We start from the raw sequence: 15,861 nt of genomic DNA on the forward strand, positions 1-15,861 counted from the left end.
CAATCAGTTTTCACACGGGCACAGGCCCTCACGCAGGAGACGACACGTCATGCTGAGCTGGGACGAATTCGACAAAGAAGACAGTGAAGTAGCAGCAGTGAAAGGCGCCAACGCCGGCCACGCTAGCGAAGCCAACATGGACCGCCTCGACAGCGCCGGCGGTGCCGCCGCCCTCGAAGCCCGCGCCGTGACCGCCGAAGACTCGGCCGCCGTGGCCCGCGCCAAGGCTGCACTGGATTCCCTCGACGTCGCCGAAGGCCTCGCCGAACTCGAAGGCTCCGCCGCCCGTGTCGCCGTTGACGAAAAGCGCATGATCAACTGCCGCGCCGACCTCAACCAGCTCGTGCCGTTCAAGTACGACTGGGCCTGGCAGAAATACCTGGACGGCTGCGCAAACCACTGGATGCCGCAAGAAGTCAACATGACCGCCGACATCGCCCTCTGGAAAAACCCGGAAGGCCTGACCGACGACGAGCGCCGCATCGTGATGCGCAACCTCGGCTTCTTCTCCACCGCCGACTCCCTGGTGGCCAACAACCTGGCCCTGGCCGTGTACCGCCTGATCACCAACCCGGAATGCCGCCAGTACATCCTGCGCCAGGCATTCGAAGAGGCGATCCACACCCACGCCTACCAGTACTGCATCGAATCGCTGGGCATGGATGAAGGCGAGATCTTCAACATGTACCACGAGATCCCGTCGGTCGCGAAAAAAGCCGCCTGGGGCCTGAAATACACCCGCGCCATCTCCGACCCGGAATTCAACACCGGCACCGTAGAGACCGACAAAGAACTGCTGCGCAACCTGATCGCCTACTACTGCGTTCTGGAAGGCATCTTCTTCTACTGCGGCTTCACCCAGATCCTCTCCATGGGCCGCCGCAACAAAATGACCGGCGTCGCCGAGCAGTTCCAGTACATCCTGCGCGACGAATCCATGCACCTGAACTTCGGCATCGACGTGATCAACCAGATCAAAATCGAAAACCCACACCTGTGGGATGCCGAAATGAAGGAAGAAGCTTCGCAGATGATCCTGCAGGGCACTCAGCTGGAAATCGAATACGCCCGCGACACCATGCCTCGCGGTGTGTTGGGTATGAATGCTGCGATGATGGAGGATTACCTGAAGTTCATCGCTAACCGTCGTCTGTCGCAGATCGGTTTGAAGGAAGAGTACCCAGGGACGACTAACCCGTTCCCTTGGATGAGCGAGATCATGGACTTGAAGAAAGAGAAGAATTTCTTTGAGACTCGGGTTATTGAGTATCAGACTGGTGGGGCGTTGAGCTGGGATTGATCCCATCAATACAATCTGAACGGTTTTACCTGCGCATGGACGCTGGGTAATAAAAGCCCCGCAATGCGGGGTTTTTTTTAAGGAGAAAACAATGAAATACGGCACGATAATTAGTACTGAGCGCCTTCGGCCGACTACCACTGTTAGGGAGCACGATTTAACATCGGAAACAGAGAGCGACAAGGCGAGAGTTTTGTTTTCAGCTCCGTTCCGGCGGCTTCAGAAAAAAGCTCAAGTATTTCCTCTTGAGTCAAATGCCGCAGTTCGCAGTCGACTCACACACTCATTAGAAGTGGCAACAATTGGCCGACAAATCGCTCAGAAAATTGCAAAAGAGTTAGTTAAGACCAATGAGATCAGCGACTCGGACCCACTAGTTAACATTGTTGAATGTGCCTGTCTTCTACATGACATAGGCAACCCTCCCTTTGGACATTTCGGTGAAGCTGCAATTTCCAATTGGTTTAAAAATAAAGGTTTAGAAAACCAACCATTCGAGCAGCATAGAAAAAGCATAACGTCTCACTATGTCGACTTCGAAAATTTCGACGGCAACGCTCAAGGGCTTCGGATAATTACCAAGCTCCAAGGGGAAGATCAGTATGGGTTGAATCTGACCTGTTCAACTATTGCTGCCTATCTGAAGTACCCCCACCCCGAAAGCACCCGTGAGGCGGGCAAAAACAACTTTCACAAAAAACCAGGATATTTCTTAACTGAAGACGCGTCCATCAAAGACGTCTGGGACAGACTAAAAATCCCTCACTACGTGCGGAGCCCATTGACGTTCATCATGGAAGCTGCAGACGACATAGCTTACTGCCTAAGCGACATCGAAGATGGGATAGAGAAAAAAATTATTCGTCTCGACGACGTATTGAAAGATGTCAGCAATGCTTTAGATGGAAAAGCAAAAGAGGATTGGGAAGAGCTCACTTTAAAAGCAAAAGAGAACAAAGAGACCATCAACGAATTTATCTACATTAGAACCAATATAATAAACAGAGCAACAAACATAGCGAAACAGTCATTTCTAAAAAACGCCGATGGGATTTTTCAAGGGAATTTTCACGAGACCCTGATTGAGAAACAGTCTTCAGAATATAAGATACTCAAAGCAGTAAGAAACTTTGTCTCACTCAACGTTTACACATCGAGAGAAGCAGAGGTAATTGAGCTTTCAGGAAACAGCATAATAACCGGCCTATTAGACAAATTATCACCATTACTCGAAATAGATTGCGAAAATTTCCAAACCGTCCTAAATAAAGACACCGAAAAAACAAAAGAGCTGGGCTTACAAATTCATTCCCGCCTAATAAATTTACTCCCATCGCAATGTAAAAAATCATACAAACATGAAGCAACCGCAAACCCGGAAAAAGAATGGATTTATAGAGCACACCTTATTATCGACTACCTGTCAGGAATGACAGATGATTTTGCACTAGAAATGTATCAAAAACTAATGGGCATTCGGACAACATGATATTAGAGGAAAACCACCCTTTCTATCTATTAAAAGACTTGGCATCAAGCCTGAGCTATGATGCCGAGTTTGAGCTCAGCATTTATGAATACGAACCTCAATCCATCCTTGATCATCGCGAAATAATTCGCATAAGTGCAAACCAACTATCTAAAGATATCATTGAAAAAATCATAAGCGCTTTACCTAACAACAACGAGCTTGCGATACACTCATCAGTTAGAATTAACAAAAAATTATTCCACATTCCAATGATAGATTTTGTCGCTTCCGAACATGAAATATTAGAAAAAATCAATCTTATCAGACAAATACTACCCCGGGACATATTCAAAGAAATGTCCTTTTTCAACTCGGGCAGATCATGCCACGCTTATAGTTTAAAATTAATAAAACATACTGACTGGGTGAGTTTTATGGGTCGACTTTTACTAATTTCAAAACCTAATGAAGTCCAGATAATTGATACACGATGGATAGGACACCGATTACTCGCAGGCTATAGCAGCTTGCGATGGAGCAACAACAGCTCTCACTATCTTGCGCTCCCACAAAAGAGCAAAATCCTGTAAAAAGTGCATTTTTTACAAAAAATTTTGTAGAAGCGAAATATCCGACAGCACTCGAAGAAGTGGTTACCTTCAAATTTCTGTAAAACTGTACTAACTTGTTCGCAGGTGCCTAAGAAACACCCAACGTAGAAAGCATGGTCAACTCACGGACGCGCATGTCGTCGGCAGTGATTACCTGCTCGTTGGGATTTCTTAAGTCCACTCTACGTTGGGGTCAGGCCCTCCAAAAATCTAAACGTAGAGGTAATGGATATGCCCGATCCTTTTTCTGTAGCAGTCTTCTCACGTCACAACCTCGCACTACGCGCCCTTCTGCTCGAAAACCAACCGTGGTTCTGCGCCCGCGATGTGGGTCGTTTGATGGGTGTCCATCTGTGCGAACGCATGGTCAACAAACTAGATAAGGACCAACGTCGCGTTTTGTGGATTGAGTATTTTCGGCAACCCGAAAAGCAATTGATGCTCAGCGAATCAGGTGTGTATGCGCTGCTGGTGTACCACTACGTTCCGGGGAACCGGTTGTTGCGGGAGTGGTTGACTCTGCAGGTGGTGCCGGCCTTGCGCGATGCAGAGCACTCAGGACATTCAGAACGACCGATGTTGAGTTTGTTGGATTGGCCGGAGATGTCGTTGAGTTTGCTGCATTGGCAGGATGAAGGCTGGATTCGACTGCGGGATATGCCTTATCTGCTGAACGATCAGACGCAACGGCGGAGACCGGGGAAGCCTTGGTGGCGAAGGGTTGCGCAGATGTTTCAGCCTTCGGGGCCCTCGATGGGTTAGTGATGCTGGCTGTAGGACTTCGCGAGATCCGTCGTTATTTTCTGTAGGAATTTTCGTAGACATCTGTAATGGCCACTCAGTATCGTCCGAGGGTTTTCAACCCTCGGCGATTTTATGAGCGACAAGAAAAAAGACACTGACTGGACTGTTGCTGAGATTGAGGCAGCGGTTTACACCTATCTCAAAATGCTTGACCTAGAGCTCGCGGGCCAAAAATTCAACAAGGCACATGAGAATCGCGAACTACGCGCATCAGCCTTGTTGACTCGCACAAAAGGCTCCGTCGAATTCAGAATGCAGAACATTTCCAGAGTCCTGATGACGATGGATCGGAAACCCATCAAGGGTTACAAACCGGCGAAAAACGTTGGTTCGAACGTTGAGCAGTTAATTCAAACAGCTCTCACAAATCGCGGCATCCAGCCGGGCGACCCGGCGATTCCGACAGCCGATGAAGAAACACTAGAGCGTCGCGCTGCTGCAATTCAGAAGAAGCACATAAAAGAGCCGCCGAAAGGCATAAAGAAACCAAAGAAAGCGTCGAGTAATCGCACGGATTACGTACGCGATCCCGAGGTTAGAGCCTGGGTCCGAAATGAAGCCGAGGGACATTGCGAAGGCTGTGGTGACCCGGCTCCGTTTCAAATGCATGACCTGCCGTTTCTAGAAGTCCACCATGTCAAACCACTTGCAGATAAGGGTTCGGATCAAGTCTCGAACGCTGTCGCACTTTGTCCGAATTGCCATCGTCGTTGCCACCATTCGAATGATCGCTTGGCGTTTACAGCCTCGCTTTATAAACGGGTGAAAAGGCTGATTCCAGAGGAATAAAACTCTGTGACTAGGAAGAGCTTTTGCTGCTGAGTGGGTGTCTGGATTCAGTATTGAGTTGATGCCACCGATCACCAGCAGGCTGGCTTCTAAAGATTCCGCATCATTCTGAAAACAATCAGTGCAACCCACCCCACCTCCCGCTATTAATACCCCTTCCCCCACTCAAGGACCCGAGCCCCACCATGAAATTCGACCTCGCCTACTGCCTCAGCCTCGACGACAAGTTGTCGATCTATGACGTTCGCGATCTCAATTTCGATGAGACTGTGGCGTTCGATTCTGCGAAGGAACACTTCCAATGCCCCAACGACGCCTGTCGTTCGGCGTTCGATGCGTCCAACGAGTTGGGTACGTTCAACGCCAAGAACGTGAATTACGTGCGCACGCCGCACTTCAAGAATCTGCCCGGTACGCAGCATGTGGCGGGTTGTCCGTATGTGAGTTTGAAGACGTCGGCGTCGGGGGTTGAGGCGACGGATGGGGAAGCGGATGACGGTCGGGAGGAGCATTTCCCGTCGGAGTTGTTGCTGACGCGTCGTGAGTATGTGCGCAAGCCTGCCGCGCCAGCGGGGGCAGCGGATGTGTTGCGGGATGATCCGGTGCGGGTGGCAACTGCCCCCTCAAAAGAGTCGCCGAGTCGTGAGACGGCGCCGGACAAGACCAGTGTCTTCGCTCACCCAGTGGAGTGTTTTGTGTCGAACTTCGCGGACAAGGATTTGCTCAAGCGCATGCCGTTGAAGATTGGCGAGCATACGGCGCCGTACAGTTCGTTCTTCAAGAAGATCGAGTATTTGATGGACAACAAGGGGCTGATTTACTGGGGCCGGATCAAGAAGATCGAGGACTTTCACAGCGCCAGTTTCCGGATCGATTTCGAGGACAAGGTCTGGTTCAAGAAACCGGATGACAGCAAGAAGAAGCCTTATCCGGTCAGTGTCTATCTCAACAAAAAGCTGATCGACAACTACCGCAAGCGCAAGGCGTTTCTGGAAGAGATCAAGCACGCCATCGACAGCGACAAGGAATTGTTCTGCTTCTTTTATGGCGTGACGCCGGAGTTGAAGCAGGTGCCGGGCAAGAAGAACCCCGAAAAGCCTTTCGAGGTCTTCAATGCCAATATCGAGAACCTGGATCACTTCATCATTCGTGAAGCGCCGGGTCTGGTGTGATGGTTAGTTCTGGGGCAGTTGCAGTTTGACGGCGCCGGGGTGTTGTTTGATGAGGGAGTACGGCAGGACTGACCAGTCTGGTCTATCGCAAGAGCGTTGAACGCGGGCGAAGTAGGCGCCCAGGTACAAGCCTTTCGCAGTGAAGTACCACGGCGAAGAACCCCAAACGCTTTCTTCCGTGAAGTCGCAATCGTCATCTTGCGTCGGCTTCTTCATTTCTGCGGGGTACAGGACGGTGAATTGCTTGATCAACCAAGGCACCAGCTCTTTGTTTTCATACTGATAACGCGCGTCACTTTCGGCTTGGCTCAAGGGCTTGTCACCCAGACTGTCTCGTTCGGCATGCAGCAGTGGCTTGCCCTCACCTACCCACAACACATCTTCGAGTGATAACGGATGGCCTGTGCTTACATCAATGTTGAGGGGTGAATCACCGAAGTCCGGATGCGCGCCACCGCAGAAATAGCTGGTCGAGATGTTCAGGCTGACCACGGCTGGCGAAATCATTTTGGGTTCTGCGTCCTGCATGAACTCGACGTATTCCCCGCCCTGCAGTTGGCAACCGTGATAGCGGATGACCTCATTCCACAACCGTCCAAGCAACTGCCGGTTAACCCGTTGCAGATCGTCTTTTGGCAGACCGGACTCTACGCTGAACAGCGAAATCTTTGACTCCGGCTCTGTCCACCATTGCAGGGTGTAACCCATGAAGTCTTGTTTCTTCAGCGGTTTGAGCTTGAGTCCCTCTAGTCGCAAATATTCATACGGCTCGCCGTTTGGCAGCGCGGCGATGAAGGGCAGCGTAGAAGTTGTCGGCGCTGGAAGCCTGGCCTCGGAAAGTTGCACTGAAAGCTTCTTGCCCTTCGGACGTTGCCACTCGCCCTGCCAGCCAGTGGCAGTTTCTTCCAGTTTCAAAGTTGGCAGTGGCTTGTCGTCGCTGTAGCGATTGTTGCCTTCGACCAGCGTCAGAGTGCTGTCCTGCAATGACCCGCTGAGGGGCAGGTCCCGATGGTATTTCTCGTAGAAGTAACGACCGGTCACTTCATCCGGCTGCTGAGTGTTGAGTTCCACCACAATCGGCGTCTTGCCCAGCGTGCCGGTGAACACACGTCTGCCGTCGTCAGCCTGAGCGGTGGAAAGCAGTGAAAACAGCACGGCGGCGTATGGCGCCAGGCGCAACAGTCCCTTGAGCATGGATCGATCCCTGAGTGAGTCGGAGGTCGCGCCGGGACGTGAGTGCCGGCGCTAGTGAATGCGGGGCGGATTATGGCGGGGGTGGCTTAAGTAATCGAGTTTTGTCGGTTGTACTCTTCCAGCCAGGCTTCGCGCTCGACTGCTGCTATCTCCCGATACACTTGCATGCGGCGCGTCTTTGCCGCTTGAACTTCGTCCTCATCCAGAGCGCAATAACGACGAAGCCAATGAACGGTCATCTCCTCATCCGGGTAGTAGTAACCCTTGGCGCCCTTGCTGTTTCTCGGGGTGTCGTTCATCTGCGCGTCGAACACCATGGCTGCGACTTCATCAGGCGGTAAACAACCGGCCCCTGCGGCCTTGTCCTGGAAGACCCAGGCAATTTCATCGATGTGTTTTTGTGCGCTGCGATGGCTGCGGCGATAGAACTGCTGCGGTCGACACATCCACTGGAATCGCTCAATCAACGGTTCGATATCAATCCACTCGGAGAGTCCGTGATGGGTTGCATGAAGCATGACACCGTTGAACCAGCGATCAGCGAATTGCCCCACAAATGCATCCAGATCCGCCTTTTTCATGTCGGCGAAAACCATGCAATAGCGAGTCTTGATGTGCATGGCGAACAGCACATGCTTTCGTTGCACAGTGATCGCATGCACCAGCCACTGTTCGACAGCACTGTCCATCTCATCATCTTCGATGGTTGATGACGGCGGGGCGAAATCCACCGGGGTGATCTTTTTGCCTTGGTGGACACGACTGAAGAACTTGCTGACGGCTTCGGTGCAGTTGAAGATCAGCATCCTTGTTCTCTAATAAATACTGGAAGTGGTCGATTATGGGGCTGTCGATTGACGACTACTTAACCGACATTACCACCATCACAATAACCAACAATCCAATATAAACCCAAGCATGCACCCGATCCGGTATCCGCCCGATCCACCGTGTGGCCAGTCGAATCCCCAGCATCGAGCCCAGCGTCAGCACCGCAAATGCCAGCAGATCCACATACCCGACAAACCATGGCCCGAGTTTTGTCTCGCTGAACCCCGCCATCAGCATGTACGTCAGCGTTCCCGCCAGCGCCACCGGCACGCTCAACGGGTTAGCCATCGACGTCGCCTGCGACATGCTCAACCCGCAACGCCGCAATAACGGCACGGTCATGACGCTTCCTCCTACACCGAGAAAGGTTGCGATGGCGCCGATGCCTACACCGCCGCCGGACGATTCCAGCGTTCCCAGTCGCCGTGGGATAACGCCTTCGGATCGAGTAAGAAAGCCGCGTCGCAGCAGGCAGTCGACAATCGTCACGCCGAGGTAGGCGATGAAGGCATAACGAATGACTTCGCCGCTGACCCACACCGCTGCGATTGCGCCGACGACCGCGCCCAACCCGATGAACCCGCCCAAGGGCCACAGGTAATCACGGATGAGGTTGCCGGCGCGGCGATGTTTGCCGGTGGCGACCAAGGCGTTGACGATCATCACGCAGGTCGAGGTGGCGACGGCGATGTGCATGGCGGATTGGCTAATTGGGTCGTCGGCGCCGTGGCTCGCGGTGAGCATGCGATACAGCAGCGGCACGACGACGAAGCCGCCGCCGAAGCCGAAGAGCACGGCGGTGACGCCGGTCAGGCAGCCGAAAAGTGTCAGCAGGAGGTAGAACATGGCGCATCGTCCGTTGTTTGGGAGCGGTCGACGATAGAGCGGCAGCGCTTGGCCTGCTTCAGCAACCGAGCCAATAATGTTTGCGTTTACGCCAATCGCTGGATGCCGCTCGATGCGCAATGTTTCGATCAATCTGCTGGATGACACGCCGCGCCCGGTGGTGGCGATCGGTACGGATTATTCCCACGGCTATCTGTTGCCACGTCATACGCATCGACGGGCGCAATTGCTGTACGGCGCGACCGGGGTGATGCAGGTCAGCACGCATGATGGCAACTGGGTGGTGCCGCCGCAGCGAGCGGTGTGGATTCCGCCGGGTGTGGCGCATGAGGTGTTAATGCTGGGGGTCAGCACGCGCAGTTTGTATATCGAGCCGGGGGCGGTGGATCTGGGCGAGCGTTGTCAGGTGATCAGTGTGTCGCCGCTGATGCGGCACTTGCTGATGGAAGCCGTGGAGCTGCCGCTGACCTATGACCTGACCGGGCGTGATGGCGTGCTGGTCGACTTGTTGTTGCATGAATTGCTGCGCAGTGCACCACTTCCGTTGCATATCCCTCTGCCGTCTGACGGACGACTGCTCGAACTGTGTCAGACCTTTCTGCATCAGCCGAATACCCACCAATCACCCCAGCAATGGGCCGATCAGCTGCACGTAAGCTTACGCACCTTCAACAGACTGTTTCGTCAGCAGACCGGCCTGAGTTTCAGTCAATGGCGCCAGCGCGCCTGCGTGGTATTGGCGCTGGCACGCCTGGCGGCGGGTGAAGCGGTGACGCGGATTGCCTTGGATTTCGGCTATGACAGCCCTGCGGCGTTCTCGACGATGTTCCGTCGCATCCTCGGTCAGGCACCGTCCGTCTGGTTAGAGGCGGCGAACTAGGGGAAATCAAAAAATGCGTTTGATCCCGGCCGAAAACAACTGTACAAAAACACAGTACATTTTCCATCAGCACTCTCGAGCCCGGAGCACACCATGGCCTCTTCAGCGATGAACCTCATCCTCGAACGTATCGCCCTTTTCCAGTTCACCCCGACCCACTGCGCCCAGGCCCGAGGGATGTTGGGCTGGAGCATTGAACAGTTGTCGCGGGAGGCCAAGGTTTCAGTAGAGGACATTCAGCGGTTCGAAGCGCAGCAGGAAGTGGCGGATTCGGCGCGGCTGGCGTTGACCTATCGGTTTGAGGCGCAGGGGCTGGTGTTCTTTCCGGGGTTTGCGCCGGGGCGTTCGACAAGCAATGGTTCGACAGCCGAATCAGTGCGTGGGGATTATGCGATGGCGGAGTGATTCGGTTCGCCTCATCGAGGCGAACCTGCACCGGTGAGTCAGGCTCCTTGCACCACCGCCTCACTCTCCCCTTCAACCGCCAACCACCACGCATTCCCCCGTTGCGGCTGTGCCAGGTTGAATGCCTCGCCCATTTGCGGCGTGGTGATGGAAACACTGCGTTCCCAAGCCAGCGCAAGAATGCGGTCAAACGGTTCATGCCACGCATGCATCGCCAGGTCGAACGTGCCGTTGTGGATAGGGAACAGCCAGCGGCCCTTGAGATCGATGTGGGCCTGCAGGGTTTCCTCAGGTTGCATGTGCACGTGGGGCCATTCGACGTTATAGGCGCCAGTCTCCATCAGGGTCACGTCGAACGGGCCGTACTGTTCGCCGATGCGTTTGAAGCCATCGAAGTAGCCGCTGTCGCCGCTGAAGAAGATGCGTTTGTCGCCGTCGATGATGACCCACGAAGCCCACAGGGTCTGGTTGCCATCGAACAGGCCGCGCCCGGAAAAGTGCTGCGACGGTGTGGCGATGAAGCGGATGCCGGCGACTTCTGTGCCCTGCCACCAGTCGAACTGGCGGATTTTGCTGGCATCGATGCCCCACTTGATAAGGGTGTCGCCGACACCCAGCGGGGTCAGGAACACGTTGACCTTGTCCGCCAGTTTCAATACCGCTTCATAGTCGAGGTGGTCGTAGTGGTTATGCGACAGGATCACCGCTTCGATCGACGGCAATTCATCGATGCTGATCGGCGGCTGATGGAAGCGTTTCGGCCCGGCCCATTGCACCGGCGACGCACGCTCGGCGAACACCGGGTCGGTGATCCAGAACTTGTCCTGCAGTTTGAGCAGCAAGGTCGAGTGACCGAGGCGATAGACGCTGTGGTTCGGCGCCGCGATCAGGTCGGCGCGGGTCAGTGGCTGCACTGGAATGGCCGCCGCCGGCCGGGTGTTGCGCGGTTTGTGGAAGATCATGTTCCACATGATCCGCAGCATTTTGCGCAAGCCTTCACGCTGCACCGGCGCGTGGTTACGGAAAGTCCCTTCGGCCTGGCGCGAAGCTTCAGGTGCTGGACTAACCGCGGAAGAAATTGATTTGGCCATGACTGAAAGACTCCAGGAAAACCGCACAATTCACGGTTTTCCACGGTGGGACGATAGAGGGCCAAGGCACGCACGCATCAGCCGGACATCTGGTTTTAGGGTGCACCGATTAAGGCAACATTACACTGAACGGTGTAGTTTCTAGGTTGCAACAAACCGGATGACAAGTAAACTGCCGAGTGTAATTTCACCCTTTTTCTGCCGAATCGAATTTATGACAGCTCCAACGCGCCTCACCGACCGTAAACGCGAAGCCATCATCCTCGCGGCCATTTCCGAGTTCCGGGCCAACGGTTTCGAAGTCACCAGCATGGACAAGATTGCGGCCACTGCCGGGGTGTCGAAGCGCACGGTGTATAACCATTTTCCGAGCAAGGAAGAGCTGTTCGCCGAAATTCTCAACCAGTTGTGGGCACGGATCAGCACCGAGCAAGCCGTGTCATATCAGCCCGATCTGCCTTTGCGTGAGCAGTTGCGCCAAATGCTGTTGGCCAAACTGCAAATGATGGCGGACGACAATTTCATGAATCTGGCCCGTGTCGCCATCGCGGCCGCGATCCATTCGCCGGAGCGCGCGCAGAACATGGTGGCGCGTATGGGCGAACGTGAGGAAAGCGTGACGGTGTGGATTCGCGCCGCCCAGGCGGATGGTCGATTGAAACCGGTCGATCCGGAGTTCGCCGCGCATCAGGTGCAGGGATTGCTGAAGACCTTTGCCTTCTGGCCGCAGATCTCCATGGGCCAGCCCTCCCTCGACAGCACAGCGCAAAATGCCGTGGTCGACTCTGCACTGGACATGTTCCTGGCTTGCTATCAGCTCTAGATTGGGCCTGCGCCACGGTAAATGGCTCACAAGGACACTGAATTTTCCCGCTGGAATAAATGACAATGTCTGTCATTGGCCGATGAACGGTCAGTCTGAAGAATTACACTGCAAAGTGTTTCAGAATGAATCTGGCGCAGAACACCATGGAAAACCAACGCGGCAAAGGCTTGTCATTCGCCAGACGCATTTACTTGCCAAGGGCCATCGGACTGGGCATCGGTTTCTTCAGTGTCGGCGCCGCGCTGTATCCGTTGAACATGCCGGGCTGGCTCTGGGCGCTGTTGCTGTTCAATGGTTTTCTCTGGCCGCACGTGGCCTATCAATGTTCGACCCGCTCGGCTTTCCCCTATCGCGCCGAACGCCGCAACCTGCTCTATGACTCGGTGTGCGGCGGTTTCTGGACCGCGTGTTTTCAGTTCAATCCGCTGACTACCGTCACCATCCTGTCGATGATGACCATGAACAACGTGGCCGCCGGTGGCGTGCGCCTGTTCTGGCTTGGCGCGCTCGCCCAAGTGATCGGCGTGCTGCTGGGCTGGTCAGTGTTCGGCGTCCATTTCACCCTGACGGCCACGCAGACTCAGGTCTGGGCCTGCCTGCCGATGCTGACGCTTTATCCGCTGGCGCTGGGCATGGTCTGTTACCGGTTGGCGATCAAACTCGCCGAGCACAAACGCAGCTTGAGCGCCCTGAGCCGCACCGACAGCCTGACCGGCCTGCTCAACCACGGCGCCTGGAAAGACTTGCTGCATCTCAAGTTCCAGCAGTGCCGGCAGCACAATTCCCAAGCCATTCTGGCGTTGATCGACATCGATCATTTCAAGTCGATCAACGACAGTTACGGACACATCGTCGGCGATGCGGTGCTGCGGCAATTGAGTCACGAGCTGAAATTCGTACTCGACGAAAGCAAGCTGGCCGGGCGTTACGGTGGCGATGAATTCTGCGTGATCCTGCCCAACCTGCCCCTGAGCAAGGCTGAAGCGCTGATGGAGCAACTGCGTCAGGCACTGGATCGATACCGCCATCCCGACGTTTCCGAGCTGCGGGTCAGCCTGAGTATCGGGCTTGCTCGCTATCAAACCTCTTACGCCGATGCCCTTGAGTGGTTCGAAGAGTCCGACAAGGCGTTGTACACGGCCAAGCACATGGGACGTAACACAATCAGCGTAGCGTTGAGCCGAACACCCGCCTGAAAAACTTGTACAAAATTGAGAAAAATCGATTTCTTGTACAAGTTTATAAAGTTTTGTATAAGTTAATCCGCCAGCCGGGATGCTGGCACACTGCTTCCAGCCATTGATATATCTGGCTGGCTGACGCGGAAACAGGGACCCCACCTTCAGTCCTATTTCCAGAGTGCCATGAACATGATTTTCAACCGCCACAAGACTGCCCTCGTCGATCTCCAAAACACCATCAACCAACAAGCCGGCCTGCTGGAGGCGATCAACCGCTCCATGGCAGTGATCGAATTCGACGTCGACGGTGTGGTTCTGCGCGCCAACGACAACTTCCTGAAAACCATGGGTTACACCCGCGAACAGGTGATCGGCCAGGCCCATCGCCACTTCTGCTCGCCAGAGTTTGCCCGTGGCAATCAGTACACCGAGTTGTGGTCGCGCTTGAAAAGCGGCGAGTTCCAGTCCGGCACCTTTGAACGCATCGACAGCCAGGGCCGTCCGATCTGGCTCGAGGCCAGCTATAACCCGATCAAGGATGACTCGGGCCGCGTGGTGAAAGTGGTCAAGTACGCCATGGATGTCACTGCCAAAGTGCAGCAGGAAAGCGAAGCCAATGCGAAATTGCAGGCGATCGACCGCGCCATGGCGGTGATCGAATTCGATCTCGACGGCAATATCCTCACCGCCAATCAGAATTTTCTGACGCGCATGGGTTACACCCTCGCCGAACTCAAAGGCAAACATCACCGTTTGTTCTGCCCCGCACAACTGGTCAACAGCAGCGCCTACCAGGATTTCTGGCGCCGGTTGAATCAGGGCGAACTGTTTCAGGGCCAATTCGAGCGCGTCGACAAACGCGGGCAGACCGTGTGGCTTGAAGCCAACTACAACCCGGTCTACGACGCCGCCGGTCGCTTGTGCAAAGTGGTGAAGTTCGCGTCGGACGTGACCGCTCGGGTCGAGCAACACGAGCAGGATGCACGCAGCGCCAGTGCCGCCTATCACATCTCCGTCGCCACCCGAAAAGTCGCCGAACAAGGCACTCAAGTCATTCAGCAAGCAGCCAGTGAAATGCGCGAAATTGCCGACGACATCGCCGAGTCTTCAACCTTGATCGCGCAGCTCGGCGAACGCTCCGAGCAAATCACCGCCATCGTCAACACCATCCGCGCGATTGCCGATCAGACCAATCTTCTGGCCCTGAACGCCGCCATCGAAGCCGCCCGAGCGGGTGAGCAAGGTCGCGGCTTCGCCGTGGTGGCCGATGAAGTGCGGCAACTGGCAGCGCGCACCAGCGGGTCGACAGCGGAAATTTCCAACATGATCGGTCTGATCCAGTCGGAAACCCGTCAAGCTATCAAAAGCATGGACGGCACCCGCGGGCGAGCAGCGCAAGGTGTTGAGTTGGCGGATCAGGCCGGCACGGTGATTTTGCAGATCCGTGACGGCGCCAGCGAAGCGGTGGAAGCCGTGAGCATGTTCGCCAATGACCGCGCGCCGGGTTAAACACGATCACGGCAATCGCAGCGCCCGCCCCAGTTCGTCGAACAGCGTGACCACCGAGCGCAACGCGCGGCAGTCCGGGCGGGTCAGCAGCCACAGCGCGGTGTCGTAACCGTGCAAGGGTTCGCTCAAGGCCTGCAGCCCTTCATTGATGAGAAAGTCCGGCAACGCCGCCACGCCCAGTCCGGCGCGGACCAGTTCGGTCACGGACAGCATGCTGTTGCAGCGATAGCTCGGCGTCACACCGGGCAACTGCTGACGGCGCCAGGCGACGGTCGGGTGATCGGGCAGAAAGTCGTCCGGGGCGATCCAGGTCAGCGCCGCCAGATCGGCCGATTCAACATTTTGTAGATAACGCTGGCTGGCACAGACCCGGTAGGCAATCTTCGCCAGCTCCCGTCCGACCAGATGCTCCGGCGGTGTACGCGTCAGGCGCAGGGCGATATCGGCATCGCGGCGGCTGAGGTTGGCGAAATCGTTGGAAGTGCTCAGCTCGATGGTCAGCGCCGGGTAGTTCGGCATGAACTGCGCCAGCGCCGGCAGCAGCAGACCTTGCAACACCGAATCGGTACAGGTCAGGCGCACCGTGCCGCTCACTACTTCGCCGCCCTGCTCCACACCAATACGCGCAGCTTCGAGTGCCTGCTCGGCGCGTTCGGCCTGCTCGGCAAGGGTCTGCGCAAGGCTGGTGGGCAAATAACCGGCGCGGCTTTTTTCGAACAATTGCTGGCCGAGTGCAGCTTCCAGTCGGCGCACGGCGCGAAACACCGTCGAAACATCGACCTTCAACAGCTGTGCGGCCCGGGCCAGAGAGCCGCCGCGCACTAAAGCGAGGATCAGGGCCAGATCCGGGAAGTCGAGTCGGTATTGCGTGGCTGCATTGATCACTTGGGCAAACGCCAATTTAGAGTGCGTGAACGCCAATCTATAGTGAGCGTCATCCCTCAACAAGCA

Annotated in this window: 14 protein-coding genes and 2 pseudogenes; 11 read left to right on the top strand and 5 right to left on the bottom strand. The window is 55.2% G+C overall.

Annotated features, from left to right (window positions below):
• The first annotated feature begins 49 nt into the window (after positions 1-49).
• The 5 genes from CAF74_RS01970 to CAF74_RS01990 all read left to right on the top strand — a co-directional run bounded on the left by CAF74_RS01970 (position 50) and on the right by CAF74_RS01990 (position 6,147).
• Positions 50-1,300: a ribonucleotide-diphosphate reductase subunit beta gene (locus CAF74_RS01970; protein WP_007951068.1), complete on the top strand. Its 1,251-nt coding sequence runs from the start codon at positions 50-52 to the stop codon at positions 1,298-1,300.
• Positions 1,301-1,391: 91 nt separating this feature from the next.
• The gene (gene dgt / locus CAF74_RS01975; protein WP_085745135.1) at positions 1,392-2,789 is read left to right on the top strand and encodes a dGTPase; all 1,398 of its coding nucleotides are present in this window, start codon (positions 1,392-1,394) and stop codon (positions 2,787-2,789) included.
• 824 nt (positions 2,790-3,613) lie between these two features.
• On the top strand, positions 3,614-4,144 hold the full coding sequence (locus CAF74_RS01980; protein ID WP_085745422.1) for a Bro-N domain-containing protein: 531 nt from the start codon (positions 3,614-3,616) through the stop codon (positions 4,142-4,144).
• A gap of 114 nt (positions 4,145-4,258) precedes the next feature.
• Entirely contained in the window at positions 4,259-4,975 is a 717-nt protein-coding gene (locus tag CAF74_RS01985; protein ID WP_085745136.1) for an HNH endonuclease signature motif containing protein, read from the top strand.
• Between the two features lie 185 nt (positions 4,976-5,160).
• On the top strand, positions 5,161-6,147 hold the full coding sequence (locus CAF74_RS01990) for a hypothetical protein (RefSeq protein ID WP_085745137.1): 987 nt from the start codon (positions 5,161-5,163) through the stop codon (positions 6,145-6,147).
• 3 nt (positions 6,148-6,150) lie between these two features.
• On the opposite strand, the gene CAF74_RS01995 is transcribed toward CAF74_RS01990, so the two are convergent.
• From CAF74_RS01995 to CAF74_RS02005, 3 genes are all read right to left on the bottom strand, one after another.
• A complete protein-coding gene (locus tag CAF74_RS01995; RefSeq protein ID WP_085745138.1) occupies positions 6,151-7,341 on the bottom strand; it encodes a hypothetical protein in 1,191 nt (396 codons plus the stop codon).
• Between the two features lie 86 nt (positions 7,342-7,427).
• The gene (locus CAF74_RS02000) at positions 7,428-8,147 is read right to left on the bottom strand and encodes a hypothetical protein (RefSeq protein WP_085745139.1); all 720 of its coding nucleotides are present in this window, start codon (positions 8,145-8,147) and stop codon (positions 7,428-7,430) included.
• Positions 8,148-8,202: 55 nt separating this feature from the next.
• Positions 8,203-9,018: a sulfite exporter TauE/SafE family protein gene (locus CAF74_RS02005; protein WP_085745140.1), complete on the bottom strand. Its 816-nt coding sequence runs from the start codon at positions 9,016-9,018 to the stop codon at positions 8,203-8,205.
• A gap of 112 nt (positions 9,019-9,130) precedes the next feature.
• Between CAF74_RS02005 and CAF74_RS02010 the strand changes: the two genes are divergently transcribed.
• Both CAF74_RS02010 and CAF74_RS02015 read left to right on the top strand, forming a co-directional pair.
• On the top strand, positions 9,131-9,898 hold the full coding sequence (locus CAF74_RS02010) for a helix-turn-helix domain-containing protein (RefSeq protein ID WP_085745141.1): 768 nt from the start codon (positions 9,131-9,133) through the stop codon (positions 9,896-9,898).
• Between the two features lie 93 nt (positions 9,899-9,991).
• Positions 9,992-10,303 (top strand): hypothetical protein, encoded by a 312-nt coding sequence (locus CAF74_RS02015; protein WP_085745142.1) that lies wholly within the window; start codon positions 9,992-9,994, stop codon positions 10,301-10,303.
• 38 nt (positions 10,304-10,341) lie between these two features.
• Here CAF74_RS02015 and CAF74_RS02020 read toward each other — a convergent pair whose 3' ends face one another.
• Positions 10,342-11,394 carry an MBL fold metallo-hydrolase gene (locus CAF74_RS02020; RefSeq protein WP_085745143.1) on the bottom strand — a complete coding sequence of 351 codons (1,053 nt, stop codon included), beginning with the start codon at positions 11,392-11,394 and terminating at the stop codon, positions 10,342-10,344.
• Positions 11,395-11,608: 214 nt separating this feature from the next.
• Between CAF74_RS02020 and CAF74_RS02025 the strand changes: the two genes are divergently transcribed.
• The 4 genes and pseudogenes from CAF74_RS02025 to CAF74_RS29515 form a co-directional block, all read left to right on the top strand.
• Positions 11,609-12,217, top strand: coding sequence for a TetR/AcrR family transcriptional regulator (locus CAF74_RS02025; RefSeq protein ID WP_085745144.1), 609 nt, complete (start codon positions 11,609-11,611; stop codon positions 12,215-12,217).
• 146 nt (positions 12,218-12,363) lie between these two features.
• Positions 12,364-13,416 (top strand): diguanylate cyclase, encoded by a 1,053-nt coding sequence (locus CAF74_RS02030; RefSeq protein WP_085745423.1) that lies wholly within the window; start codon positions 12,364-12,366, stop codon positions 13,414-13,416.
• Between the two features lie 264 nt (positions 13,417-13,680).
• Positions 13,681-14,364: pseudogene (locus tag CAF74_RS29510) on the top strand (PAS domain-containing protein); the annotation flags it as partial.
• A 108-nt stretch (positions 14,365-14,472) separates the two neighbouring features.
• Positions 14,473-14,910: pseudogene (locus tag CAF74_RS29515) on the top strand (methyl-accepting chemotaxis protein); the annotation flags it as partial.
• Between the two features lie 6 nt (positions 14,911-14,916).
• Here CAF74_RS29515 and CAF74_RS02040 read toward each other — a convergent pair.
• Positions 14,917-15,858: a LysR family transcriptional regulator gene (locus CAF74_RS02040; RefSeq protein ID WP_085745145.1), complete on the bottom strand. Its 942-nt coding sequence runs from the start codon at positions 15,856-15,858 to the stop codon at positions 14,917-14,919.
• Positions 15,859-15,861: the final 3 nt, after the last annotated feature.

This window comes from Pseudomonas sp. R45(2017) (assembly GCF_002112305.1).
Classification (GTDB): Bacteria; Pseudomonadota; Gammaproteobacteria; order Pseudomonadales; family Pseudomonadaceae; genus Aquipseudomonas; species Aquipseudomonas paraglycinae.

Excerpts from the sequence above, each read along its gene's own strand:
- CAF74_RS01970 (WP_007951068.1), top strand. The coding sequence starts at position 50 with ATGCTGAGCTGGGACGAATTCGACAAAGAAGACAGTGAAGTAGCAGCA.
- dgt (WP_085745135.1), top strand. The coding sequence starts at position 1,392 with ATGAAATACGGCACGATAATTAGTACTGAGCGCCTTCGGCCGACTACC.
- CAF74_RS01980 (WP_085745422.1), top strand. The coding sequence starts at position 3,614 with ATGCCCGATCCTTTTTCTGTAGCAGTCTTCTCACGTCACAACCTCGCA.
- CAF74_RS01985 (WP_085745136.1), top strand. The coding sequence starts at position 4,259 with ATGAGCGACAAGAAAAAAGACACTGACTGGACTGTTGCTGAGATTGAG.
- CAF74_RS01990 (WP_085745137.1), top strand. The coding sequence starts at position 5,161 with ATGAAATTCGACCTCGCCTACTGCCTCAGCCTCGACGACAAGTTGTCG.
- CAF74_RS01995 (WP_085745138.1), bottom strand. The coding sequence starts at position 7,341 with ATGCTCAAGGGACTGTTGCGCCTGGCGCCATACGCCGCCGTGCTGTTT.
- CAF74_RS02000 (WP_085745139.1), bottom strand. The coding sequence starts at position 8,147 with ATGCTGATCTTCAACTGCACCGAAGCCGTCAGCAAGTTCTTCAGTCGT.
- CAF74_RS02005 (WP_085745140.1), bottom strand. The coding sequence starts at position 9,018 with ATGTTCTACCTCCTGCTGACACTTTTCGGCTGCCTGACCGGCGTCACC.
- CAF74_RS02010 (WP_085745141.1), top strand. The coding sequence starts at position 9,131 with ATGCGCAATGTTTCGATCAATCTGCTGGATGACACGCCGCGCCCGGTG.
- CAF74_RS02015 (WP_085745142.1), top strand. The coding sequence starts at position 9,992 with ATGGCCTCTTCAGCGATGAACCTCATCCTCGAACGTATCGCCCTTTTC.
- CAF74_RS02020 (WP_085745143.1), bottom strand. The coding sequence starts at position 11,394 with ATGGCCAAATCAATTTCTTCCGCGGTTAGTCCAGCACCTGAAGCTTCG.
- CAF74_RS02025 (WP_085745144.1), top strand. The coding sequence starts at position 11,609 with ATGACAGCTCCAACGCGCCTCACCGACCGTAAACGCGAAGCCATCATC.
- CAF74_RS02030 (WP_085745423.1), top strand. The coding sequence starts at position 12,364 with ATGGAAAACCAACGCGGCAAAGGCTTGTCATTCGCCAGACGCATTTAC.